We start from the raw sequence: 22,194 nt of genomic DNA, 5'->3' as shown, positions 1-22,194 counted from the left end.
TCACCAGCCGGGTGGCGTCGGTTACTATCTGATCTGCCATCTTTTCTTGGTGCCTTGACGGCCATATCATGGCTATTATGAGTCCTTTCTTGTGGCTGCCATGCCCTGGATGGCCAGATCTGGAACAGGACCGTTTGCGATGACAATACTCAAGCCGCCGGGGCTCAAGCCCGGCGATACCATCGGCTTTTTCTCCCCCTCCAGTGCGGCCACCGCCTGGGCGCCAAACCGCTTTGCCCGTACCGGGGCGTTTCTGAAAGGGCAGGGCTTCAGACTCAAGGCAGGCAGCCTCACCGGCCAGCGCGATCACTGGCGCTCCGGCTCCATCGCCGCCCGGGCTGCCGAGCTCAATGCCCTCATTCGCGATCCAGAGGTGCGCTGCATCATGTCGGTGATTGGCGGCAGCAACTCCAACTCCCTGCTGCCCTATCTCGATTTTGATGCGCTCATGCGCGACCCCAAAATCATCATTGGCTACTCCGACGTGACGGCCCTGCTGCTCGGTATTCATGCCCGCACCGGCCTCGTCACCTTCTACGGACCGGCGCTGGTGGCCTCTTTTGGCGAGCTCTCGCCGCTGGTGGACGAGACCCTGGCGGACTTTCGCCAGATCTGCCAGGCCGGTGGCGCCGCCGTGCCCCACACAGTGCCGACCCCGGCGCAATGGACCGAGGAGCGGCTTGACTGGGAGCAGCAGAGCCGGGCCAAGCAGTGCCGGCCAAACCGGCTGATCTCAGTGGGCACAGGTCGGGTGCGGGGCCGGCTCATTGGCGGCAACATCAACACCCTGGCGGGGATCTGGGGCTCCCCTTATATGCCGGCCATCGAGCGAGGGGACATTCTGCTGCTGGAAGACAGCCTTCATCTGGCAGAGACGGTAGAGCGCTCGTTTGCCCACCTCAAGCTGTGCGGGGTGTTTGATCGCATCGGTGCTCTGGTGCTCGGCAAACACGAGCTGTTCGACAGTCAGGGCAGCGGCCGGCGACCGCTCGACATCCTGCTGGAGGTGGTGGGGGAGCCGACCTTCCCCATTCTGGCGGAGTATGACTGCGCCCACACCCACCCCATGCTGACCCTGCCCCTTGGCATCGAGGCCGAACTGGATCTCGATGCTCAGCGCCTCACCCTGTGCGAGCCCTGGCTGGGCGAGTGAGCCAGCCCCGCCAGCCATAGCCGCATCGGCACATAGACAAAGAGGTCGCCTGGGCGACCTCTTTGTCATCTATCCCGTCGCTACGGGGCTCAAGGCAGGGCGTCGGGCCGGAAGCTGGCGCGGATCTGCGGCACCAGGGGTGAGACGTCGAATCCCTTCTCCTCTCCCAGCACCGGATGAAGCAGGGCCTGATCCGGGAGAGGGGTCATGTCGCCCGCCAGCAGCTGACGAGTGGCCTGGCCCATCTGATAGAGCTGGCGCACCGGGTCGAACTGGGTCGCCAGATTGAGGGCGTCATCGGCGCGGGCAAAGGCCATCATGGGGATCTGGTAGCTGGCATCGCGGGGTGGCTTGGCACCGTGGATGCCCTTGCCGGCCGACATCAGGAATGGTTGGTGATCGCCAAAAGCCACCACCAGGTAGCGTTTGCCTGAGCGATCCAGGCTGGTCAGCAGGTGCTCCAGCGACGCCATGGCATCCACCACGCCGGTGTAGTAGGTGTTGAGCAGCTGGCGGTCGGCCTCGCTCTGATCCGGGCAGGCCTTGTCGAGCTGCTGGGCCTGGTAGCGATCCCCGTCGAAGGGGCCGTGCCCCTGCATGGTGACCGCGTAGGCGAACAGCGGCTGCTCATCCTGTTCGCTGCGCTTGAGCAGGTGGTCGATCAACGCATCATCCGAGATATAGAGCCCCTTATGCTCGAGCGTGGTGAAACGGTTGTCGAACCAGCGCTCTTCGTAGCCAAGGGCCGGGATCGCCTTGGCACGGCCCCAGAACTTCTCCACATAGGGGTGGGCAAACAGGGTCCGGTAGCCACTTTGTTTGGCACTCTGCGCCAGACCCGGCACCTGCTCCGAGAGGTAGTAGTAGGGCACCACCCCCTGCTTGAGCAGCCCCACCGGCAGGCCGGTGTTCATCTCGAACTCCGCCAGCACCGTCATGCCGCCGGTGGTGGGGGAGTGGATGGTCTTGTGCCACTGCTGCACGCTGGCCGGCAGGCTCAGGGTGGGCGGGGGCGCGCAGATCTTGCCCTGCCAGCCGAGCCAGAGGGATTCATATTGCAGCACGATCACCAGATCGAAGCGGGGCGGCTGGTTCAGGCTGACGTGGCTGAGCTGGGGGGTGAACTCGTTGATCTGCAAGGGATAGCGAAACACGCTGCCGCTTTGCAACATCTCGTCCACCAGGTTGAACAGATAGAGGCCGGGCCCCGAGCGGATGATGTCCCTGTGGTAGTTGACCGCTCTGTCCACGTAGCGAATGTTGGGCCCCAGCAGCTTGTTGCCGGTCTGGGTGGCAAACACGCACAGCGCAAAGAAGGCGGCGGTAGCGGCGGCGGTGCGCAGGATCCAGCGCGACAGGGCGAAGCGCCAGCACAAGAAAAGGGCGATCGCACCGCCCAGCAGCGGCAACACAGGGTGCTGTTCCAGCAGGATGCGCAGCAGCGCCACCAGGTTGCCGAGATCGTCCCCCCCGAGCGGTACCCCGTAGATGGCGATCTTCATGAAGTTGGCGAGCAACCCGATGCCTGACAACGCCGTGAAAACCAGCCCCATATAGAGGTTGAACCCCGCCAGCGCGCAGAGGCTCCAGCCCAGCACCATGCTGCCCCAGGCGAGGTAGTAGTGCTCGGGACGAAAGCCTGACCAGAGCAGAAACTCCCCCAGCTTGAACACCACGAAGCCGTGCAGCAGCACGAAGGTGAGGTTGCCGAGCAGCAGGCTGCCGGCGATGCGCCAGCGCAGATTGCGCCTGAGGGTGGGCAGCACCACCTTCAGCACGGCGGCGCTCAGGGCCAGCACCAGCAGCAGGCTGGTGCAGAGATAGGTGAGGTTGAAACCCCGCTCCGGCAGGGTCTGCAGGATCTGGCTGAACTCGCCGCTCTCCGGCCTCTCCTTGAGCAGCAGGCCGATCCGCAGCTGATAGCGGCTGGCCAGGGCGTCGTCGGGGGCGCGCAGGGTGCTGTTGAGATCCAGGGTGCAGCGCCCCTTGCGGCACTGTTGGCGTTTGTCCACCGGCTGGCTCAGCTGATCGATGCGCTCACCCCTGTCGTTGAGCAGCTCCACCCTGACCTTGTCCCCCTCCTGCAGCGGCCCCCGCAGTTGCCACTGGCTGCGTACCACCAGATAGAGACCGCGGCTGTCGCTCTTGTAGAGCAGGGCGTGGCGGGTGAGGGTGGCGATGGGGTTGTCCGCCGGCCCCAGCACCAGCGGTTGGGCCCGGCCGAGCCAGCTGGCGGGATTGATCTGCGGCAGCAACAGGGTCAGCAGCAGCAGCGCGGCCAGCATGCCCAGCAGCAGGGCGGGGAGACCGGAGACCCTGGCTGGCAAGCGCGCTGAAGTGGGGGCTTTCATATGGGCTCATCCTTTGAGCGAGTGACGGTGATGCATGGCTGCTGCATTTAATTTGACCCGATGGTGATGGGCTTGTTCCTTGTTGTCAATTTAATGACTAAACAATGAAGGTTGCGTGACAGTGGATCCATGCAAACTGTGATCCCGATCCGGGGGGCACACTCATTCTGTGATGAAAGCGTCATCATGACGCTTTGCCGCTGGTCTGCTCCAGCCTTGCTGCTTAGTCTCTCAATATGGATGGAGGTACATGTATGAATCCCAAAGTAGCGGCACGTCAGGCAAGGTTGCTCCGCATGCTGGAGAGCAAGGAGGAGATCCGGATCGGGCGCGAGCAGGACTGTCCCCTCTCGGTGGCCCAGCTGGTGCGTCTCAAGGAGGATCATCCGGCCGTGCTCAAGGTCTATCGTCACGGCCTCACCGCCGAGGTGTTCCACCTCAAGGTGGAGGGACATCACTGGTGCCTGAAGCGGCGCCGGCACGACTCCCTGGTGGCCAACGTGGACGGCAGAACCGCCTTCCTGACCGAGCTGGAGCGCCGCCGGGAGATAGAGGCCCTGCGGGAGTTGCACCCCACCATCCTGGCCAACGTGGTCTGCACCAGCTTTGGCTCGGCCCGGGCCGGGGTGCTGGTCTCCCCCTGGCTGCGAGGCGTGCCGGTGCATGAGCTCAACGAGCGCAACCTGGCGCAGATGCTGGCAGTGCAGGCGGAGCTGGCCCACTGGGGCTGGTTCGACTGGGATCCGAGCCCCGGCAACCTGCTGGACGACGGTCAGCAGATCAGCGTGTTCGACTTTGGCTACATGTGGCCCTTCGATCCCCGCCATGAATTCAACTCCAACGGCCTCACCGATCCCGGTTTTCACGTACCGGAACGGTTGGAGACCCGCACCCTCTCGGGTCTGTGGCTCGACGAGCCGGATCCGCTGCCGCAGTTTCGCTACTGGCGCGGCCTGTGCGTCAATTGGGCGCAGCGGGAGCTGCAGCACCTGACTCGGGAAGGGGCGAGTGCGCCGGTGCTGGCCCGCTTGCAAGGGCTCTTGGGCGAGTGGCGATCGGCGCTGGCCAGCGAAGAGGCGCTCGCCGCCAACTGGTGGCGCGACATGTATCGCAGCCACCGGCTCGACATTGCCGACGATCTCAGCGGCAAGAGCTGTGGCCCGCTCACCCTGCGCCGGCTCGACTGGCTGGAGCAGGCGGTGACCGAACATTACGCCGAGCTGACGGACAACCTGGGCCCCGACGAGGCGGGACTGGATCAGGGGGCGCTGCTGCGCCGGCTGGAAGGGCTGCGCGAGGAGATCCGGGCCAACCTGCTGCCGGCGCTGACTACGGCGGGCTAGGGGCGCTCGACTCTCTCATCTCAAAATCACCCTATATAGAAAGAGGGGCCCGGCGGCCCCTCTGTTGATCCTGGCGAGCTGACTGCCCCTTAGTCGAGCAGCTCCTGATGGAGGCGGTTGACGATGTGGCCTGCCTCGTCTTCCTTGACCAAGAAGCAGAGGTTGTGGGCGCTGGCGCCGTAACAGATCATGCGGATGTTGTGTTCGCGAATGGCGTCAAAGACCTGACTGCCCACCCCGACCGCCTCGCTCATCCGGTTGCCGATGAGCGCCACCAGCGCCAGCCCCGTCTCCACCTGCACCTTGCACAGCTGGCCGAGCTCCGCCAGCACCTTGTCATTGAGGATGGGTTCGCCGTTGCTCTGGCTGCCGGTGTGATCCAGGGTCAGCGACACGCTCACCTCGGAGGTGGTGATGAGATCCACCGAGATGCGGTGGCGGGCCAGGATGCCGAACACCTCGGCCAGGAAACCGTAGGCGTGGAACATGTTGAGGCTGTGCAGGGTCACCAGCACCTGGTTGCGGCGCAGGGCCACGGCGCGAAATAGCGGATTGGTGCGGGTGCTGGCGCGGATCCAGGTGCCGCCGGCGGCCGGATCCTTGGCAGAGCCGACAAACACCGGAATGTCGCGGCGCACCGCCGGCTGCAAGGTGGCCGGGTGCAGCACCTTGGCGCCGAAGGTGGCCATCTCGGCCGCCTCCACGAAGCTGATCTCGGGGATGGGGCGGGCGCGGGTAACCAGGCGCGGATCCGTGGTGTAGATGCCGGGCACGTCGGTCCAGATCTCGATGCTGCCGGCGTCGAGCGCCTCGGCCAGGAGGGCCGCGCTGTAGTCGGAGCCACCGCGGCCCAGGGTGGTGGTGCGGCCATCGCCGTCGGCACCGATGAAGCCCTGGGTGATGATGAGGCTGTCGCCAAGCAGGGGGCCCAGCGTCTGCTGGCAGAGGTCACGGGTGGCGGCCAGATCCACGCTGGCCTTGCCAAAGCGGCTGTCGGTGCGCAGCAGCTGGCGTACATCCTGCCAGCGGGCCATGACGCCGCGCTGGCGCAGCAGTTCGGTGAAGAGGCGGGTAGACATCAGCTCGCCGCAGGCGATGAGCCTGTCAGCCAGCTCGGCATCGGTGTGCAGATGGGCCTGGCGCGCCATGGTGCGGATCTCGTCGAGCTGGTCGTGGATCTGGGCACTCACGTCTCCCGGGTGGCCAAGGTCGGCCAGAATGGCCTGCTGGATCTCGGCCAGTCTGGTCAGCTGCGCCTCCTGGCCCGCCTCGTCCAGATCGCCCTGGGCCAGTGCCACCAGCAGGTTGGTGACGCCGGCGCTGGCGCTCAGCACCACCACCCGGGTGGCCGGGTTGGCCAGCGCCACATCGGCACAGTTGTTCATGGCTGCCGCGTTGGCGACGCTGGTTCCGCCAAACTTGGCGACATTGATCGGGCTCATTGCTTACTCCTGTCTTAATATGAAAATCCGGTTCCATCGGGCAAAAAGAGAGGAGGAGGCTGAAAATGGCAGGAATGATCGAAACTATCCCGGCCAGAAGCACTCCACCCGCAGAGCCCATCCCGTACCCGCCCCTGACGGGGCGCGGTGGGGGATGACCACTACCGATGACAACCCGGGGGATTCAGCCCCCGCAGCCGACACTGAGGTATCCAGTTGCCTCAGATGTCTCGGCGCTGCTCCCCCTGACCCAAGTTCACCGGACACTGGTGTCCTCCCTCGGGCTGCCTGGGCAGCGCTCCTCTTCTGGCTCCACCAGGGCGGTGGAGTGCATTTAGAAATACCTTGCGTTGGATTGCACTGTCAATCGAGTTTGTGAAAAAGTTCAAAAAGTCAGCCAACTCAACACAGAATCAATGAGTTACACAATGGTCTTTGACAAAACCTTGGAGCGACGCTGCCAGTTGTAGAGGCGCTGGCGTTCAACCGGCAGATCTTCCACCTCCAGCGGATCGAAGCCCCGCTCCCGGAACCAGTGGATGGAGCGGGTGGTGAGCACGAACAGGCGACGGATGCCGAGCCGCCTGGCCCGCTCGGCCACCTTGGCCACCAGCTGATCCCCCCGGTTGGAGTTGCGGTAGTCGGGGTGGATGGCGACGCAGGCCATCTCCGCCATCGCCTCTTCCATGAAGCAGTAGAGCGCCGCGCAGCCGATGATGAGGCCGTCGCGCTCTATGATGGTGAACTTGTCTATTTCCATCTCCAGCTGCTCGCGGGAGCGGCGCACCAGGATCCCTTCCTCCTCCAGCGGGCGGATGAGATCCAGGATGCCGCCGATGTCCTCGATGGTGGCGGCGCGCGCCTGCTCGGCGCTTTCCCGCACGATCTGGGTGCCGAGGCCGTCACGGCTGAACAGCTCCTGCAGCATGGCGCCGTCATCCTGATAGCTCACCAGGTGGGAGCGGGGCACGCCGCCGCGGCAGGAGGCGATGGCCGCGCGCAGGTAGCGGGCGGTGCCGGACATCTCTTCCCCCGCCTGCTCCAGCTCCACCAGCAACTCTTCGGCCTGTTCGGGGAAGAGCTCGGAGATGGCTTCGCCGTGGCGGTCCATCACCCCCTGGGTGCTGCTGAAACAGATAAGTTTGTCCGCTTTCAAATCCACCGCCACCCGGCGGGCCACCTCTTCCGAGCTCAGGTTGAAGCTCTCGCCGGTGACCGAGCAGCCGATGGGGGAGATGAGCACCAGGCTCTTCTGATCCAGCTGGCGGGTGATCCCCTCCACGTCGATGCGGCGCACCCGGCCGCTGTGGCAAAAATCGATGCCGTCATCCACCCCGAGCGGCTGGGCGGTGACGAAGTTGCCGCTCACCACGCTGATGCGGGCACCCTGCATCGGTGTGTTGGCGAGCCCCATGGAGAGCTGGGCCGTGATGTCGTACTGCAAGCCGCCGCACACCTGCTTGATGATGGCGAAGCTCGCGTCATCGGTGACCCGGATGCGCTTGTGGTATTGGGCCTCGATGCCGGCGCGGGCCAGCGCCTCGTCGTTTTGCGGGCGGGAGCCGAAAACCAGTACCAGGCGAATGCCCAAGGTCTGCAGCAGGGCGATGTCGCTGACGATGTTGGCGAAATTGGGGTGGCAGAGGGCTTCCCCCCCCATCATCAGCACGAAGGTGGCACCTCTGTGCACATTGACGTAGGGGGTTGACTGCCGAAAGGCATAGACCAGGCTGGGTTCGCGTTCACGCACTTGAGGCTTCTTCCATAAAAAAACAGCAATGGGCTCAATATATGAAAATAAATGCACAAATCAAGATTAAATATTGATTTTGAGCGATTTTGTCATCGCGGTGGTCAGGCAGGTCGAACGGTGGCGATACCAGGCGGGGCAGGGGCGTCAGCGGTGTGGCGGTGCGCCCCAGGTTGATCCCGGCCCATAAACTGTTATCTTCGATATTCCTTTTCGTCAGCTGTGCGGTTGCACAGGTTTTTATACAAGGACAGGGTGCATGGAACAGATTATTTCGCCGGCAGACGCGCTGCCGGGACGCCGCGAGGCGATGGTGATTGGCCAGCAGCATGCGGTCAATGGTCACCCGACTCAGGGCCCCTGGCCTGAAGGGATGGCGGTGGCCTGGTTTGGCATGGGCTGCTTCTGGGGTGTGGAGCGCCTGTTCTGGCAACAGCCAGGGGTCTACTCCACCGCCGCTGGCTATCAGGGGGGGGTGACCCAGAATCCCACCTACAAGGAGGTGTGCAGCGGATTGACCGGCCATGCCGAGACGGTACAGGTGGTGTTTGATCCCAAGGTGATCAGTTACGGCGATCTGCTCAAGCTGTTCTGGGAGCAGCACGATCCGGCCCAGGGGATGCGCCAGGGCGGCGACATAGGCACCCAGTACCGCTCTGTCATCTTCTTCGGGGACGACACCCAGGAGGCGATTGCCCAGCAGAGTCTGGCCGCCTATCAGCAGGCGATGCTGGCCAGCGGCGACGGCCGCGCCATCACCACCCGCATTCTGCCGCTGGCCCCCTTCTATTACGCCGAGGATTACCATCAGCAATATCTGGAGAAGAATCCGGACGGGTATTGCGGCCTGGGTGGCATCGGCGTCTGCCTGCCACCGAGCCTCAACCGTTAGGGCAAGATGACGGGTATCTGTGACTCGTCATTGTTTGTGAAAAGAAAAAGGCCGCCTTTGCGGCCTTTTTATCGGGCTTTGTCAGGAGAGTGAAAAAAATCATAAAAAAATGTGTCATGGAAAGGAACTTATTTGAACCAGGCTTGCCCAACTTGGTAGCCACCATGGACGGCGGCCAAGACCAGACACATTTCTTGCCTCGAAATTCATAAAAGTCATTGAAAAACTTGATGAGTTGAAATGCTAGCAAGCAGGGCTGCCAATGAAGGCGGCCCTTTTCATTTCTGCGGTGCGATAAATGGTGGGGGAGTGGCGACGCGAACGTTCGCCATGGCGCTCAGCTGATGGCGCCGTCAAACAGGTTCTTGATGAGATCGATGAACTCTTCGAGGAAGGCTTTCTGCTCCGGGGTCGGGGCGCGCAGCCAGACGGCAGAGAGCACCTCCTCCAGATCGGCCACCACCGCATCGGCTTCCTGCATGATCACGAAGCGCAACTTGGGATCGAGTTGCGGATTCTGCTCGCAGATGGCCATCAGGTTGCCGGCCACCCGGCTGCTCACCAGATCTTCGATGGTCTGTTCACCACTGCTCTGTTGCTGGGTTTCAAACAGTCCCAGACTCTCCACCAGATACTCAATCAGGGCGATATAGCCTTCGCTTTCTACAACCATGGCGGCCTCAATCCTCAACAATACGGAAAAACTGTGCGTATTTTAGTGGCTGGACCTAGCTTGGCAAGCGACAGTGCAGGCGATAACGGATAAAACCGACGCCGCCGCGCTCCACGCTCTCCAATCCGGTCAGCTCAAAGCCATACCGTAAAAATAGCCCATAGCTGAAGGCGCTGGCCTCCGTCGTCAGCTGTTTGAGTCCGAGTCGTTGCGCCTCGGCGAGGGCCGCGGCCAGCAGCAGGCCGCCATAGCCAAGGCGCGGGTGATCGGCGCTCACATAGAGCAGGCTGAGGTGACCATCCTGGCTCAGGGTGACGAAACCGAGCGGCTCGCCGCTTTGCTCCAGCACCCAGCCGTGGTGCTCGCGCAACTGGCCGACAAAGCCGGGATGACGGGCGCCGAGGGCCCACTGCTCCACCTGCTCCGGGCTGTAGTGCTGTGGGCCTATCCTTCGCACCGACTGCTCGAACAGGGTGCAAAGGGCGGGGATGTGCTGCTCGTTCAGCTGGACGAGCCTGGGCTCTGCCGCCATGGCGGGGCTCATCGCTGGGGTGCCTGCGGGCGCTTGGCCTTGGGCAGACCGGCCACCACCCGCTCGTAGGAGTGATGCACCCAGCCCTGCCAGAGATCGTCGGCCAGGTCGTCGCTGAAGGTGACCGTGTTCCAGTGTTGCTTGTTCATGTGCCAGCCCGGTTTGACCTCGGGGTGCAGTTCGCGCAGCAGCAGGGCCAGCTCGGGCTCGCACTTGAGGTTCAGCCGCAGCGGTTCGGCCTGCCAGTCCAGCAGGGCAAACATCTTGCCGGCGATGCGATAGACCAGGATCTCTGGGCCGAAGGGGGTATCCTCCTGAGCGCCCGGCAGGGTCAGCAGAAAGGATCTCAAACGGGTCAACTCCATGGTCATGCTCCTGGCCGCTTGCGGTGCAAACGTATTAGTCGGGTGAAAAAATCTGCTAAGATGCGCGCCTACTATACCCCAATGCCGTCGATGAGGGAGTCGCAAGATGCTGTATCACAAGACCTTCGAGCTGGGTCCCGAGCGGGATTGGGTAGTCTTCGTACACGGGGCAGGCGGCAGCTCCTCCATCTGGTTCAAGCAGCTGCGCGCCTATCGCGAACACTTCAACGTGCTGCTGCTGGACTTGCGCGGCCACGGCCAGTCCCACAAGCTGCAGCAGGTGATCAAGGGTCACTACAGCTTTCGGGCGGTGACCGAGGATATCCTGCAACTGCTCGATCACCTCAACATTCGCCGCGCCCACTTCGTCGGCATCTCCCTTGGCACCATCCTCATTCGCCATCTGGCGGAGCTTTGTCCTGAGCGGGTCAAGAGCATGGTGCTGGGCGGCGCCATTTTGCGGCTCGACATCCGCTCGCGGGTGCTGGTGCAGCTTGGTCGCCTCGGCCAGCACATCCTGCCCTACATGTGGCTCTACCGGCTGTTTGCCTTCATCATCATGCCGCGCCAGCACCATCAGGAATCACGCAACCTGTTCGTGCGCGAGGCGCGCAAGCTCTGTCAGAAAGAGTTCAAGCGCTGGTTTCGCCTCGCCACCGAGGTGAACCCCCTGATGCGCTACTTCAAGGAGCGGGCCCTGCCCATTCCAACCCTCTATGTGATGGGGGAGGAGGATCACATGTTCCTGGCGCCGGTGCGCGAGCAGGTGGCGCGCGACCCTTACAGCCGGCTCGAGATCATCGACGGCTGCGGCCACGTCTGCAACGTGGAGCGGCCCGAGCACTTCAACCGCCAGTCGCTGGCCTTTCTCACCGCCCAACCCGTCTGAGCCTGCGCCAACCGCCTGCTTGAGGCGACCCTGGTGGCTTGAGCCAGCGCGCTGAAGGGGAGGCCATGTTAGGTAACGCTGCCGCCCGACTCAAAAAGCCCCGCGTTGACATAGGATGACCGCCATCCTCGCTAGCCGAAGTAGTGGGCGATATCGAGGTAGCGCTGGCGGATGTGCTCGATGAGCAGCCGGATCTTGCGCGGCGGCTGGCGGGTGAAGGGGTAGACGGCGTAGATCCCGAGCTTCTTGCCTACCTGATCGGGGAAGAGATCCACCAGCTCGCCATTCATCAGATCGTGATAGACCAGGCAGCGCGGCACATAGACGATGCCGCGCCCCCCCAGTGCCGCCTTGCGCAGGGCGCCAGCGTTGTCGGTGCAAAAACTGCCCGACACCGACAGCAGATAGTTGCCCTCTTCCCCCTTGAAGGCCCACTCCGAGGCCCCCGTGCTCTGGTAGGCGTAGCGCAGGCAGTTGTGGGTGAGCAAATCCGACGGCTCGCGCGGCGCCCCGAAGCGGCGCACGTAGGCGGGGGCGGCGCAGATCACCCACTGGGAGTCGAGAATGTGGCGGGCAATCAGGCTCGAATCATCCAGATAGCCGGTGCGAATGACCAGGTCGAACCCCTCTTCCACCAGGTTGACGAAGCGATTCTCCAGCGACATCTCCACCGTGAGCCCCGGGTGCTGCTGGCAAAAATCGGCCACCGCATCGGCCAGCAGTAGCTCGCCGGAGATGGTGGGCACCGACATCCGCACATGCCCGCTCACCTTTTCACCGAATCCTGCCACCGCATCGAAGGCGTCCAGTGCGGCGGCCTTCACATTTTTGGCACCCTGATAGAGCTCCTTGCCCGCCTCACTCAGGGTGAGCCGGCGGGTGGTGCGATAGAGCAGCTGCACCCCGAGCTCTTCTTCCAGACGCCCGATCCGCTTGCTAACCACTGAATTTGTCAGGGAATTTTGTTCGGCCACCTTGCTGAAGGAGCCGGCCTCCACCACCTGGGCGAAGAGAATGAGGTCGTCGGTACTGGCCATATTTATCGATTTTTGGAACGAATGTTGTTCATTATTTCCATATATCGCGAAAAAAGAACAGGGTAAGGTCACGTCCGCTTAACAAAACAACAACAAGGTGCGCCTCTGCACCGCTCGGACAAGGACGCAATGATGACAGACACCCTGTTGGCCCTGGTGGCCTTCTCGCCGATCGTGGTGGCCGCCGTGCTGCTGGTCGGTCTCAACTGGCCCGCCAAGCGCGCCATGCCCATCGCCTTTATCCTGACCGTATTCATCGCCCTGTGGGGCTGGCAGATGAGCCCGACCCGGGTGCTCGCCTCCAGCCTGCAGGGGCTCATCATCACGGTGACCGTGCTCTGGATCGTGTTCGGCGCCATCCTGATGCTCAACACCCTGAAACACACAGGTGCCATCACCGCCATTCGCGGCGGCTTTACCAACATCTCGCCGGACCGGCGTATCCAGGCCATCATCATCGCCTGGTGCTTCGGCGCCTTTATCGAGGGAGCCTCGGGGTTTGGCACCCCGGCCGCCATCGCCGCCCCCCTGCTGGTGGCCATCGGTTTTCCGGCGCTCGCCGCCGTGCTGCTCGGCATGATGATCCAGTCCACCCCGGTGTCGTTCGGTGCGGTGGGTACCCCCATCCTGGTGGGCATCAACAAGGGGCTGGATAACCAGGCCATCGGCCACACCCTGAGCGCCGGCGGCAGCAGCTGGGACATCTACCTGCAGCAGGTGACCACCAACGTGGCCCTCATTCACGCCACCGTCGGCACCCTGATGCCGGTGCTGATGGTGATGATGCTGACCCGCTTCTTTGGCCGCAATCGCAGCTGGACCGAGGGGCTATCCATCCTGCCGTTCGCGATTTTCGCTGGGCTTGCCTTCACCGTACCCTACGCTCTGACCGGCATGCTGCTTGGCCCCGAGTTCCCGTCCCTCATTGGCGGCCTGGTGGGACTGGCCCTGGTGGTGACGGCGGCGCGGGCCGGTTTTCTGGTGCCAAAAAACAGCTGGGATTTTGCTCCCGAGCAGGAGTGGCCCGCCGAGTGGCTGGGATCCCTCAAGCTCGATCTCAAAGAGGCCGCCGGCCGCCCCATGTCCCTGCTGCTGGCCTGGCTCCCCTATGTGGCGCTGGCGCTCCTGCTGGTGGCGAGCCGGGTGAGCCCGGAATTCAAGGCCAGCCTCCTGTCGGTGAGCCTCGCCTTCACAGACCTCTTGGGGGAGAAGGGCGTGAGCGCGTCGATTGAGCCGCTCTACCTGCCGGGGGGCCTGCTGGTGTTCTGCGCCCTGCTCGCCACCCTCATTCAGGCCCGCGCCCTGGCGCCTCTCGGCCGCGCCGTGAGCGAGTCGAGCCGCACCCTGATCGGCGCCGGCTTCGTGCTGATTTTCACCGTGCCCATGGTGCGCATCTTCATCAACTCCGGCGTCAACGGGGCGGATCTCGCCAGCATGCCGGTGACCACCGCGAATTTTGCCGCAGGGCTGGTCGGGGAGTTCTTCCCGGCGCTCAGCGCCACCATAGGCGCGCTGGGGGCCTTTATCGCCGGCTCCAACACGGTGTCGAACATGATGTTCAGCCAGTTCCAGTTCGAGGTGGCCCAGACCCTCGGCGTCTCCACCGCCGCCATGCTGGCGCTGCAAGCCGTGGGTGCGGCGGCCGGCAACATGATCGCCATTCACAACGTGGTGGCGGCCTCGGCCACCGTGGGGCTGCTCGGCCGCGAGGGGGCGACGCTGCGCAAGACCGCGCTGCCGACCCTCTACTACCTGCTGGCCACCGGCCTTATCGGGTTGGCGCTCATGTACAGCTTCCACGTCTCGGACGCACTGCTGCAGTTGAAGTAAAGGAGAGCAAGTGATGAAGGTAATGCGGGTCTATCCGGCCAAGCCGGCCGATGTCTATCTCTACGCCACCTGTCTGGTGGACCTGTTCGACCCGGTGGCGGGGCTCGATGCCATCGCCCTGATCGAGCGGGAAGGGATAAGGGTGCACTTTGTCGAGAAACAGACCTGCTGCGGGCAGCCGGCCTACACCTCGGGTCACGAGGAGGAGGCGCGCAAGGTGGCCCAAAGCCAGATGGCGCTCTTCCCCGAGCCCTGGCCGGTGGTGGTGCTGTCGGGCTCCTGCGGCGGCATGATGCACCATCACTATGCTCGCCTCTTCCCGGAGAGCCCCGAGGTGGCCGATTTTTGCGAGCGGGTGTTCGAGCTCACCGAGTTTCTGGCCCGGGTCTGCCGGGTGCGCTGGCACGGGGTGGGGAGGGCGAGCATCGTCATGCATACCTCCTGCTCGGCCCGGCGCGAGATGCAGGTGCACACTACGGCTCGCAGCCTGCTGGGGCAGCTCGAGGGGGTCACCCTGAACGAGCAAGCCTACGAGAGCGAGTGCTGCGGTTTTGGCGGCACCTTCTCGGTGCGCCATCCCCACATCAGCCAGGCCATGGTCGAAGACAAGACCCGCCACCTGCTGGCCACCGGCGCCGATACCCTGGTGAGCGCCGACTGGGGGTGCCTCCTGAACATCAAGGGATCCCTGGCCTATCAGGGCAAAATCTTGCCCGCCACCCATCTGGCCAGCTTCCTGCTCGCCCATAGCGAGCCGGTGGCTCAGTGCTTGCAAGAGCCAAAACAGGGGGCCCATCATGAGTGATCACGCCAAGTATTCGCCGCGCCGCTTCCATCCCCAGGCCGAGGCGGCCCTGGCCGACCCCGTGCTGCGCCAGAATTTTCGCGGCGCCATGGATTATCTGCGCTCCAAGCGCCGGGACGCCTTCGCAGACCCGGCCGAAGAAGAATCGGTGCGCGATGCGGCTGAGCAGGTCCGCCAGCGCTGCCTCTCGCGCCTGCCGGAGCTTCTGGAGCAGCTCGAAGCCAACTGCGAGCGCAACGGCATCCGGGTGCACTGGGCCCAGACGCCGGCCGAAGCCAACGCCATCATTCTGAAGATCGCCCAGCAACATGGGGTGAGCAGCATCGTCAAGGGCAAGTCCATGGTGAGCGAGGAGGTGGGCTTCAACCACGAGATGGCGCGTCACGGCATCCGCTGCCTTGAGAGCGACATGGGGGAGTTTATCGTCCAGCTCGACGGCGACACCCCGTCCCACATCATCATGCCCGCCATCCACAAGAACAAGCAGGAGGTGAGCGACACCTTCGCAAGCAACCTGGAAGGCTTCACCCCCACCACCGATGTGGACGCCCTGATCCAGACCGGGCGGCGGGCCCTTCGCGAAGAGTTTCGCCGTGCCGGCATGGGGCTGTCGGGCGTCAACTTCGCGGTGGCCGAGACTGGCAGCCTGTGCCTCGTCGAGAACGAGGGCAACGGGCGCATGTGCACCACGGTACCGAAAGTGCACGTGGCCATCACCGGCATTGAGAAGGTAGTGGAATTTTTATCCGATGTGCCGCCCCTTTACAGCGCCCTGACCCGTTCGGCCACCGGTCAGGCCATCACCACCTACTTCAACGTCATCAGCGGCCCGCGCCGGGCAGGGGAGCTGGACGGCCCGGACGAGGTGCACCTGGTGCTGCTCGACAACGGCCGCAGCCAGGCTTACCGGGACGAGGAGCTGCGCAAGACCCTGCAGTGCATCCGCTGCGGCGCCTGCATGAACCACTGTCCGGTCTACACCCGCATCGGCGGTCACGCCTACGGCACCATCTACCCGGGCCCCATCGGCAAGATAATTTCCCCCCACCTGCTGGGGCTGGAAAGCACGAGCGATCTGGTGACTGCGTCGAGCCTGTGCGGCGCCTGTGGCGAGGTGTGCCCGGTGCGCATCCCCATTCCCGACCTGTTGCAGCGCTTGCGCCGGGAGGCCAAGCACGACGCAGAGCCCGGCCACGAACCGCTGGCGGGGCAGGGGGCGGCCAGGAGCCGGCTAGAGACGCTTGCCATGCAGGGCTTTGCTTTTGCCGCCACCCACCCGCGCCTCTATCACGCCGCAACCGGGGTGGCCGGTCGCCTGCGGGGCTTGATGCCTAAACATCTGGGCCCCTGGACCCAGTGCCGCGAAGCCCCCAAACCCGCCCCCCAGAGCCTGCACGCCCTGCTGCGCCAGAAGAAGAAGGAGTCCTGAGATGTCGAGCAAAGAGGCCATATTAAGCCGCCTGCGCGGCGCCGCCACCCCCATTGCCCACGCCCCCCATGGCTGGCAGCCCTGGCGCGGGGAGGATGAACAGGCGCGGCGCGAGCGTTTCCTTGGCATGATCACCGCCAGCCACGCCGAGATCCTCACCGTCAAGGAGGCACATCTTGCCCGGGATCTGACTGCCTGGCTGGATGGGGAAGCAATTACGCATCTGGCCTGTGGCCAGTGCGGCCGCTGGCAGGCGGCGGTCACGGCCGCCTGCGCCGGGCGCTCTGTGTTGACCCCGGCGGGGGAGTTCGCCGGCTGGAAAGACGAGCTGTTTGACGTTTGTCAGGCGGGGATCACCCACTGCGCGGGGGCCATCGCCGATACCGGGACGCTGGTGTTGCTACCCGATGGCGGCGAGCCGCGCACCTTATCCCTGGTCCCCCCCTGCCATATCGCCCTGCTGGCGGCCTCCACCATCGCCGACAACCTGGCAGGGCTGGTGGCGGCCGGGCGCTGGCAGCAGGCCATGCCCACCAACCTGCTGCTGGTCTCCGGCCCCTCCAAGACCGCCGACATCCAGCAGACCCTGGCCTACGGCGCCCACGGCCCGAGCCGCCTCTTGGTGGTGCTGGTGGAGGATTGCTGATGTGTTGGAACCAATTTGACGCCGCCGTGCTTGAGCACATCCCGCCGGAGCGGCTGGTGAGCGACCCGGATCTGCGCCTCGCCCACGGCACGGACGCCAGCTTCTACCGGTTGGTGCCAGAGCGCATCGTGCGCCTCGACTCCCTCGATGAAGTGCGCTTTGTGCTCGGGGTGTGCCGCGAGCTGAACCTGCCGTGCACTTTTCGCGCCGCCGGTACCAGCCTCTCGGGTCAGGCCCTGAGCGATTCGGTGCTCATCACCCTGACCGACAGCTGGCGCGGCCACCGCATTCTGGACGAGGGCGCCCGCATTGCCCTGCAACCCGGGGTGATCGGCGCCGATGCCAACCGCTATCTGGCGCCTCTGGGGCGCAAGATTGGGCCGGATCCCGCCTCCATCAACGCCTGCAAGCTTGGCGGCATCGCCGCCAACAACGCGAGCGGGATGTGCTGCGGCACCGCCCACAACAGCTATCACACCTTGCACGCCATGACCCTGCTGTTGGCCGATGGCACCGTGCTGGACAGCGGCGATCCCCACAGCCGCGCCGCCTTTGCGGCCAAGCGCCCGGAGCTGCTCACGGGGCTCGCTGCCCTGCGCGCCAAGGTGCTGGCGAACGCCGAGCTTGCCGCGAAAATTCGCCACAAGTACCGGCTCAAGAACACCACCGGCTACGCCATCAATGCCCTGCTCGACCATGAGGACCCTATCGATATCCTCACCCACCTGATGATCGGCTCGGAGGGGTCCCTCGGCTTTATCGCCGAGGTGGTGCTCGACACCGTGCCCGAATACCCCCACAAGGCCTCGGCCCTGCTGGTGTTTCGGGACGCCGAGCAGGCGTGTCTGGCCACCTCGCGCCTTAAAAGCGCCCCGGTGGCGGCGGTGGAGCTGATGGATGGGCGATCCCTTCGTTCGGTCGCGGGCAAGCCCGGCCTGCCGGACTTTATCAAGGATCTGGACCTGGCCGCCTGCGCCCTGCTTGTCGAGGTGCATGGGGAATCGAAAGAAGAGCTGGTGGCTCGCTGCGAGCAGGTGACGGCCATGGCCGCCGAGTTCGCCCAGGTCGCCTCTGTGCCTTTTACTACCGATAGCGCCGGGCTCTGGGCCATTCGCAAGGGGCTCTTCCCGGCGGTGGGGGCGGTGCGCACCACTGGCACCACCGTCATCATCGAGGATGTCGCCTTTCCCATCGAGCGTCTGGCTGAAGGGGTGGCAGGGCTGCAAGCCCTGTTCGATCGCTTCGAATACGGTGAAGCCATCATCTTCGGCCACGCGCTGGAGGGGAACCTGCACTTCGTCTTTACCCAGGGCTTTGACGATCCGGCCCAGGTGGCCCGCTACGGCGCCTTTATGGATGCGGTGGCGGAACTCGTCGCCGTGCGCTTTGGCGGGTCGCTCAAGGCCGAGCACGGCACCGGCCGCAACATGGCCCCCTATGTGGAGCTGGAATGGGGGCCGGAGGGGATGGCGCTGATGCGCCGCATCAAGGCGCTGCTCGACCCGGGTGGCCTGCTCAATCCCGGTGTCATCATCAACGACGACCCCAAGGCCCACCTGACCTACCTCAAGCCCATGCCGGCGAGCGATGCCATCGTCGATCCGTGCATCGAATGCGGCTTTTGCGAGGCGGTCTGCCCCTCGCGCACCCTGTCGCTCTCGCCGCGCCAGCGCATCGTGCTCTATCGCGAACTGGCCCGCCGCAATCGTGCCGATGAGCCCTCCAACCAGCTGGCCCGGCTGTTTGACTATCAGGGCATCGACACCTGCGCCGCCACCGGGCTCTGCGCCGATCGCTGCCCGGTGGGCATCAACACCGGCAGCCTTATCAAGAAGTTGCGCGCTGACAAGTACCGGCGATTCGTGCCCATCGCCCGCTGGAGCGCCGATCACTTCGCCGGCGTCACCCGCACGGCGCGCAGTGCCCTCGGGCTCAAGGGCATTGCCGGCAAGCTATTGGGAGAGAAAGCGTTGGCAGGGCTGGTGAACGGGGTTCGCCATCTGAGCGGCCAGCGTACCCCCGCATGGCTGCCCACACTGCCGGGGCCGAGCCGCTACCAGTGGCCGCAAGGGGAGGGGAGCCATGGCGGATCCAGCGAGGACATTGGAGGGGATCGCGCCGTGGTTTATCTGCCGTCCTGCGCGAGCCGGGTATTTGGCCAGCAGGAGGATGCCCCGTCACTGCCGGACGTGGTGTTATCCCTGCTCCGTAAGGCGGGTTGCCGGGTCATAGTGCCGGCGAGAGTTGAGGGGCTCTGCTGCGGCATGCCCTATGACAGCAAGGGGATGAGTGAGGTAGCGGAAGCCAAGCGTACTGAGCTGGCCGAGGCCCTGTGGCAGGCAAGCGAGCAGGGGCGCTGGCCCGTGCTGCTCGACACCAGCCCCTGCGTGCAGCGACTGCTCTCGGGGGCGCTCGGCAAGGGCCTTCGGGTGTTCGAGCCCTCCGCCTTTGTGCTGGAACACCTGCGGCCCCACCTTGAGCTGACCCCCATTGATGAGACCGTCATGCTCCATATCACCTGCAGCAGCCGGCGCATGGGGCTGGGGGAGGCGATGCTCAGCGTCGCCCGCGCCTGTGCCCGCGAGGTGATCGTGCCTGAGCATATCCAGTGCTGCGGCTTTGCCGGCGACAAGGGGCTGATGACCCCGGAGCTCAACGCCGCCGCCCTCGCCAGCCTGCCAGCTCAAGTGCCCAGCGATTGCCGTCAGGGTTTCAGCAACAGCCGCACCTGCGAAATGGGGCTCAGCCAGCACGCCGGCATTCACTATCACAGCATCCTCTATCTGGTGGATCAGGCGGCGAGATAGGAAAACAACAACGGCAGGATAAATATCCTGCCGTTGTTGGATACGCCAAACGCCTGGGGCGTTGTCCCCAGAAGTGGCTGCGCGCCATTGTCAGAGCCTGCATAGATAAAACGGATTATCCCATCCCTGCCGAATTGTGTACGTCAAACCACTGCCGGTGAACAGTTACCGCGGGTGTTGGTGCTGCTGGGCCAACTAGGCCAGCATTTCCTGCCCTATATGTAGCTCTATTGGCTGTTTGCCTTCATCATCATGCCGAGCCTGCACCATCAGGAGTCGCGCAACCTTTTTGTGCGCGAGGCCCGCAAACTCTGCCAGAAGGAGTTCAAACGCTGGTTCCGCCTCGCCACCGAGGTCAACCCTCTGATGCGCTACTTCAAGGAGCGGATGCTGCCGATCCCGACCCTCTATGTGATGGGGCAGGAGGATCATATGTTTCTGGCACCGGTGCGGCCATGTCTGTAGTGTTGAGCAGCTAGATCACTTTAACCGGCAGTCGTGGCGTTTATCTCAACGCAGGCATGTGTCCGCGCTTAATGCTTGGCTCGGTTCTTCTTTCAAGCCACTCCATCGTGCCCATTTTGGGGCCTGTTCGGCGTGTCTGTCTTGCCTGCGAGATGCCGGATTAACGCTGAGACACTCTCTAGTCTGCCCAGGTGCTTGCTGATTGCCGCTAGGGGTTCAGCAATAGCCGTGCCTGCGAGATGGGATTAACTGCGATTCCCTATCACAATATCTTGTATCTGGTAAAACATGTGGGGAAATAAATACCCCCCTCGGCCAGAGCGAGTTCTCGCCGAAGGGGGTATATAGAAGGGTATATCTATCTGAAGGTGAGTGGAGTAGTGCAGTTTGCTGGTTTCAAAATTCAAACTCTTGCTGGCTTGATGAATCGTCCGCACTATGTTCAATGTAGTCATCATCTTCATAATAGTCTTTAACCGAACTATTCACCTCTTCAATTGTTGAGTCTCCCAGAGCGTTCTTTCCTAATATAACCTCGCTTCTACTTATAAAGGAAATGTTTATTTTGTCACCACAGAAAGGCTTGTCTTCATGAGTGGTTCCAGTTAAAACACATTCAAACTCTACGTCAAAATAATTCTCTTCTAGAGAAGAAGTAATAACTTGTAAATCTTCTACGGAATCAAAAAAAGCATTGGTTTCAGCCATGCTGGAACTTACCTCATCATAATTTGTTAAATCATACAATTCATTCCCTGTCTCCAGTGTTTCTTGTATTTTTTCACCTGTTTCTTCTTCTGTGAGAATTTTTATTTCGAATTTAGAGCTAAAAATAACTTCTAAACTTTCAAATACAGTATAACTATCGACACTGCCACTAAGCTCTTCATTTTCCAATATAGATGTTATCTGAGAAATTAAAGATTCATCATAAATTATGTACTTAACAGAATCTAACGACTCGGAATCGAAATTTTCGTCTTCAAGTAGTTTCGAAAATGATGCATATCCAAACAAACTAGCAATTATAGAGCCTAATCCAGAGAAAGATATTTTAATTGAGTGTGCAATCAAAGATAGGTGAAGTTCATTGATTAAGTAAAAGGATAATGTCAGTTGTGATATTTTCCTTTTCTCTTCAACTTGGAGTTTTAATCTTTCATATGAGAGCCTCTCACGCTCTTTGATAAAATTTTCCCTAGATAGCTTTTGGGCGTAAGTTTCTTTCTCTAACAGAGCTCTATCAAGTTCGGCTCTTATTACTTGAGATTTTTCATACATGGATTGAATTATGCTCTTAGCTGATTTATAGCTGTCGCTCAATCTTTCAGTTAGTATTTTTTGTTGCTCGATTTTTTCGTTGCTTAAAGCTATTTCTTCGAGAATTTCCTGTGCTGCAATCTCATTTTGATGTTCTGCCTTGTATCTGGAATTAATTAACCGGCCTCTTTCATTTTTTACCTCTTGTGAGATATTCGAAGTGTATCGTTTATGTTCTATTAGGCCTTGGACGAATCCAATTGCATGATTAATTAATGGTAGTATTAATAGATATGAGAGGGTGAGAAATGCAATGCATGAAATTTGATTAAGACTTATGTTTTCTATGAAAGACTTGAATTGTGCCACTCTTGATTCAATTTTATCTGATCCAAATATAAGGATGGTGAATTGATGCCAATTAATAATAAAGAATATAGCACTAAAGGTGCCTAATACTGGGTTGTTTATTCTCGTGTCAACATGACTGTATAAGCTGGCGATTAAATCTTTCAAAAAAGACAT

The 22,194-nt window shown here is 62.0% G+C and carries 17 protein-coding genes, 1 pseudogene and 1 riboswitch; of the genes and pseudogenes, 10 read left to right on the top strand and 8 right to left on the bottom strand.

Features of this window, described 5'->3' with window-relative positions; translation table 11 throughout:
* The first annotated feature begins 139 nt into the window (after positions 1-139).
* On the top strand, positions 140-1,153 hold the full coding sequence (locus I6L38_RS10065; RefSeq protein ID WP_216989513.1) for a S66 peptidase family protein: 1,014 nt from the start codon (positions 140-142) through the stop codon (positions 1,151-1,153).
* Positions 1,154-1,242: 89 nt separating this feature from the next.
* Here I6L38_RS10065 and I6L38_RS10060 read toward each other — a convergent pair whose 3' ends face one another.
* Complete coding sequence (locus I6L38_RS10060; protein ID WP_010633680.1) at positions 1,243-3,504, bottom strand: LTA synthase family protein; 2,262 nt, start codon at positions 3,502-3,504, stop codon at positions 1,243-1,245.
* A 254-nt stretch (positions 3,505-3,758) separates the two neighbouring features.
* On the opposite strand from I6L38_RS10060, the gene I6L38_RS10055 reads away from it, so the two are divergent.
* The gene (locus I6L38_RS10055) at positions 3,759-4,847 is read left to right on the top strand and encodes a hypothetical protein (RefSeq protein WP_005302088.1); all 1,089 of its coding nucleotides are present in this window, start codon (positions 3,759-3,761) and stop codon (positions 4,845-4,847) included.
* 89 nt (positions 4,848-4,936) lie between these two features.
* Here I6L38_RS10055 and lysC read toward each other — a convergent pair whose 3' ends face one another.
* Entirely contained in the window at positions 4,937-6,289 is a 1,353-nt protein-coding gene (gene lysC, locus I6L38_RS10050; protein ID WP_010633682.1) for a lysine-sensitive aspartokinase 3, read from the bottom strand.
* 89 nt (positions 6,290-6,378) lie between these two features.
* Positions 6,379-6,603: riboswitch (Lysine riboswitch) on the bottom strand.
* A gap of 107 nt (positions 6,604-6,710) precedes the next feature.
* The gene (gene argA, locus I6L38_RS10045) at positions 6,711-8,039 is read right to left on the bottom strand and encodes an amino-acid N-acetyltransferase (protein ID WP_010633683.1); all 1,329 of its coding nucleotides are present in this window, start codon (positions 8,037-8,039) and stop codon (positions 6,711-6,713) included.
* Between the two features lie 259 nt (positions 8,040-8,298).
* Here argA and msrA point away from each other — a divergent pair, with 259 nt between their 5' ends.
* The gene (msrA, locus tag I6L38_RS10040) at positions 8,299-8,931 is read left to right on the top strand and encodes a peptide-methionine (S)-S-oxide reductase MsrA (RefSeq protein ID WP_005302079.1); all 633 of its coding nucleotides are present in this window, start codon (positions 8,299-8,301) and stop codon (positions 8,929-8,931) included.
* Positions 8,932-9,268: 337 nt separating this feature from the next.
* On the opposite strand, the gene I6L38_RS10035 is transcribed toward msrA, so the two are convergent.
* The 3 genes from I6L38_RS10035 to I6L38_RS10025 are packed head-to-tail and all read right to left on the bottom strand — an operon-like array spanning position 9,269 to position 10,501.
* Positions 9,269-9,604 carry a DUF3802 family protein gene (locus I6L38_RS10035; RefSeq protein ID WP_005302076.1) on the bottom strand — a complete coding sequence of 112 codons (336 nt, stop codon included), beginning with the start codon at positions 9,602-9,604 and terminating at the stop codon, positions 9,269-9,271.
* A 55-nt stretch (positions 9,605-9,659) separates the two neighbouring features.
* On the bottom strand, positions 9,660-10,148 hold the full coding sequence (locus I6L38_RS10030) for a GNAT family N-acetyltransferase (protein WP_010633684.1): 489 nt from the start codon (positions 10,146-10,148) through the stop codon (positions 9,660-9,662).
* Positions 10,145-10,501 carry an MmcQ/YjbR family DNA-binding protein gene (locus I6L38_RS10025; protein WP_005302071.1) on the bottom strand — a complete coding sequence of 119 codons (357 nt, stop codon included), beginning with the start codon at positions 10,499-10,501 and terminating at the stop codon, positions 10,145-10,147. The genes I6L38_RS10030 and I6L38_RS10025 overlap by 4 nt, the downstream gene beginning before the upstream one ends.
* A gap of 106 nt (positions 10,502-10,607) precedes the next feature.
* Here I6L38_RS10025 and I6L38_RS10020 point away from each other — a divergent pair, with 106 nt between their 5' ends.
* Positions 10,608-11,390 (top strand): alpha/beta fold hydrolase, encoded by a 783-nt coding sequence (locus tag I6L38_RS10020; RefSeq protein ID WP_010633685.1) that lies wholly within the window; start codon positions 10,608-10,610, stop codon positions 11,388-11,390.
* A gap of 131 nt (positions 11,391-11,521) precedes the next feature.
* Here I6L38_RS10020 and I6L38_RS10015 read toward each other — a convergent pair whose 3' ends face one another.
* Positions 11,522-12,499, bottom strand: coding sequence for a LysR family transcriptional regulator (locus tag I6L38_RS10015; protein ID WP_081588796.1), 978 nt, complete (start codon positions 12,497-12,499; stop codon positions 11,522-11,524).
* A 60-nt stretch (positions 12,500-12,559) separates the two neighbouring features.
* Here I6L38_RS10015 and I6L38_RS10010 point away from each other — a divergent pair, with 60 nt between their 5' ends.
* From I6L38_RS10010 to I6L38_RS09985, 6 genes and pseudogenes are all read left to right on the top strand, one after another.
* The gene (locus tag I6L38_RS10010) at positions 12,560-14,257 is read left to right on the top strand and encodes an L-lactate permease (protein WP_010633687.1); all 1,698 of its coding nucleotides are present in this window, start codon (positions 12,560-12,562) and stop codon (positions 14,255-14,257) included.
* A gap of 13 nt (positions 14,258-14,270) precedes the next feature.
* Positions 14,271-15,062: a (Fe-S)-binding protein gene (locus I6L38_RS10005; protein WP_216989583.1), complete on the top strand. Its 792-nt coding sequence runs from the start codon at positions 14,271-14,273 to the stop codon at positions 15,060-15,062.
* Positions 15,055-16,491 (top strand): LutB/LldF family L-lactate oxidation iron-sulfur protein, encoded by a 1,437-nt coding sequence (locus I6L38_RS10000; RefSeq protein ID WP_216989512.1) that lies wholly within the window; start codon positions 15,055-15,057, stop codon positions 16,489-16,491. The genes I6L38_RS10005 and I6L38_RS10000 overlap by 8 nt, the downstream gene beginning before the upstream one ends.
* 1 nt (position 16,492) lies before the next feature.
* Positions 16,493-17,137, top strand: a complete 645-nt coding sequence (locus I6L38_RS09995; protein ID WP_216989511.1) for an LUD domain-containing protein — start codon at positions 16,493-16,495, stop codon at positions 17,135-17,137.
* Positions 17,137-19,944 (top strand): FAD-binding and (Fe-S)-binding domain-containing protein, encoded by a 2,808-nt coding sequence (locus I6L38_RS09990; RefSeq protein WP_216989510.1) that lies wholly within the window; start codon positions 17,137-17,139, stop codon positions 19,942-19,944. The genes I6L38_RS09995 and I6L38_RS09990 overlap by 1 nt, the downstream gene beginning before the upstream one ends.
* A 171-nt stretch (positions 19,945-20,115) precedes the next feature.
* A pseudogene (locus I6L38_RS09985) lies at positions 20,116-20,443 on the top strand (alpha/beta hydrolase); the annotation flags it as partial.
* Positions 20,444-20,805: 362 nt separating this feature from the next.
* On the opposite strand, the gene I6L38_RS09980 reads toward I6L38_RS09985, so the two are convergent.
* On the bottom strand, positions 20,806-22,194 hold the full coding sequence (locus tag I6L38_RS09980; RefSeq protein WP_216989509.1) for a hypothetical protein: 1,389 nt from the start codon (positions 22,192-22,194) through the stop codon (positions 20,806-20,808).

The sequence above is a fragment of the Aeromonas sp. FDAARGOS 1408 genome (assembly GCF_019048665.1).
GTDB classification, from domain to species: Bacteria; Pseudomonadota; Gammaproteobacteria; order Enterobacterales; family Aeromonadaceae; genus Aeromonas; species Aeromonas dhakensis.
The sequence above is the reverse complement of the archived record's forward strand: the minus strand, read 5'-3'. Positions and strand labels throughout refer to the sequence as shown.

Bases quoted from the DNA above. Each gene is read 5' to 3' on its own strand.
- I6L38_RS10035 (WP_005302076.1), bottom strand. From the start codon at position 9,604: ATGGTTGTAGAAAGCGAAGGCTATATCGCCCTGATTGAGTATCTGGTG.
- I6L38_RS10025 (WP_005302071.1), bottom strand. From the start codon at position 10,501: ATGGAGTTGACCCGTTTGAGATCCTTTCTGCTGACCCTGCCGGGCGCT.
- I6L38_RS10010 (WP_010633687.1), top strand. From the start codon at position 12,560: ATGACAGACACCCTGTTGGCCCTGGTGGCCTTCTCGCCGATCGTGGTG.
- lysC (WP_010633682.1), bottom strand. From the start codon at position 6,289: ATGAGCCCGATCAATGTCGCCAAGTTTGGCGGAACCAGCGTCGCCAAC.
- I6L38_RS10065 (WP_216989513.1), top strand. From the start codon at position 140: ATGACAATACTCAAGCCGCCGGGGCTCAAGCCCGGCGATACCATCGGC.
- I6L38_RS09990 (WP_216989510.1), top strand. From the start codon at position 17,137: ATGTGTTGGAACCAATTTGACGCCGCCGTGCTTGAGCACATCCCGCCG.
- I6L38_RS10000 (WP_216989512.1), top strand. From the start codon at position 15,055: ATGAGTGATCACGCCAAGTATTCGCCGCGCCGCTTCCATCCCCAGGCC.
- msrA (WP_005302079.1), top strand. From the start codon at position 8,299: ATGGAACAGATTATTTCGCCGGCAGACGCGCTGCCGGGACGCCGCGAG.
- I6L38_RS09980 (WP_216989509.1), bottom strand. From the start codon at position 22,194: ATGTCTTTTTTGAAAGATTTAATCGCCAGCTTATACAGTCATGTTGAC.
- I6L38_RS10055 (WP_005302088.1), top strand. From the start codon at position 3,759: ATGAATCCCAAAGTAGCGGCACGTCAGGCAAGGTTGCTCCGCATGCTG.
- I6L38_RS10030 (WP_010633684.1), bottom strand. From the start codon at position 10,148: ATGAGCCCCGCCATGGCGGCAGAGCCCAGGCTCGTCCAGCTGAACGAG.
- I6L38_RS10020 (WP_010633685.1), top strand. From the start codon at position 10,608: ATGCTGTATCACAAGACCTTCGAGCTGGGTCCCGAGCGGGATTGGGTA.
- I6L38_RS10005 (WP_216989583.1), top strand. From the start codon at position 14,271: ATGAAGGTAATGCGGGTCTATCCGGCCAAGCCGGCCGATGTCTATCTC.
- I6L38_RS09995 (WP_216989511.1), top strand. From the start codon at position 16,493: ATGTCGAGCAAAGAGGCCATATTAAGCCGCCTGCGCGGCGCCGCCACC.
- I6L38_RS10060 (WP_010633680.1), bottom strand. From the start codon at position 3,504: ATGAAAGCCCCCACTTCAGCGCGCTTGCCAGCCAGGGTCTCCGGTCTC.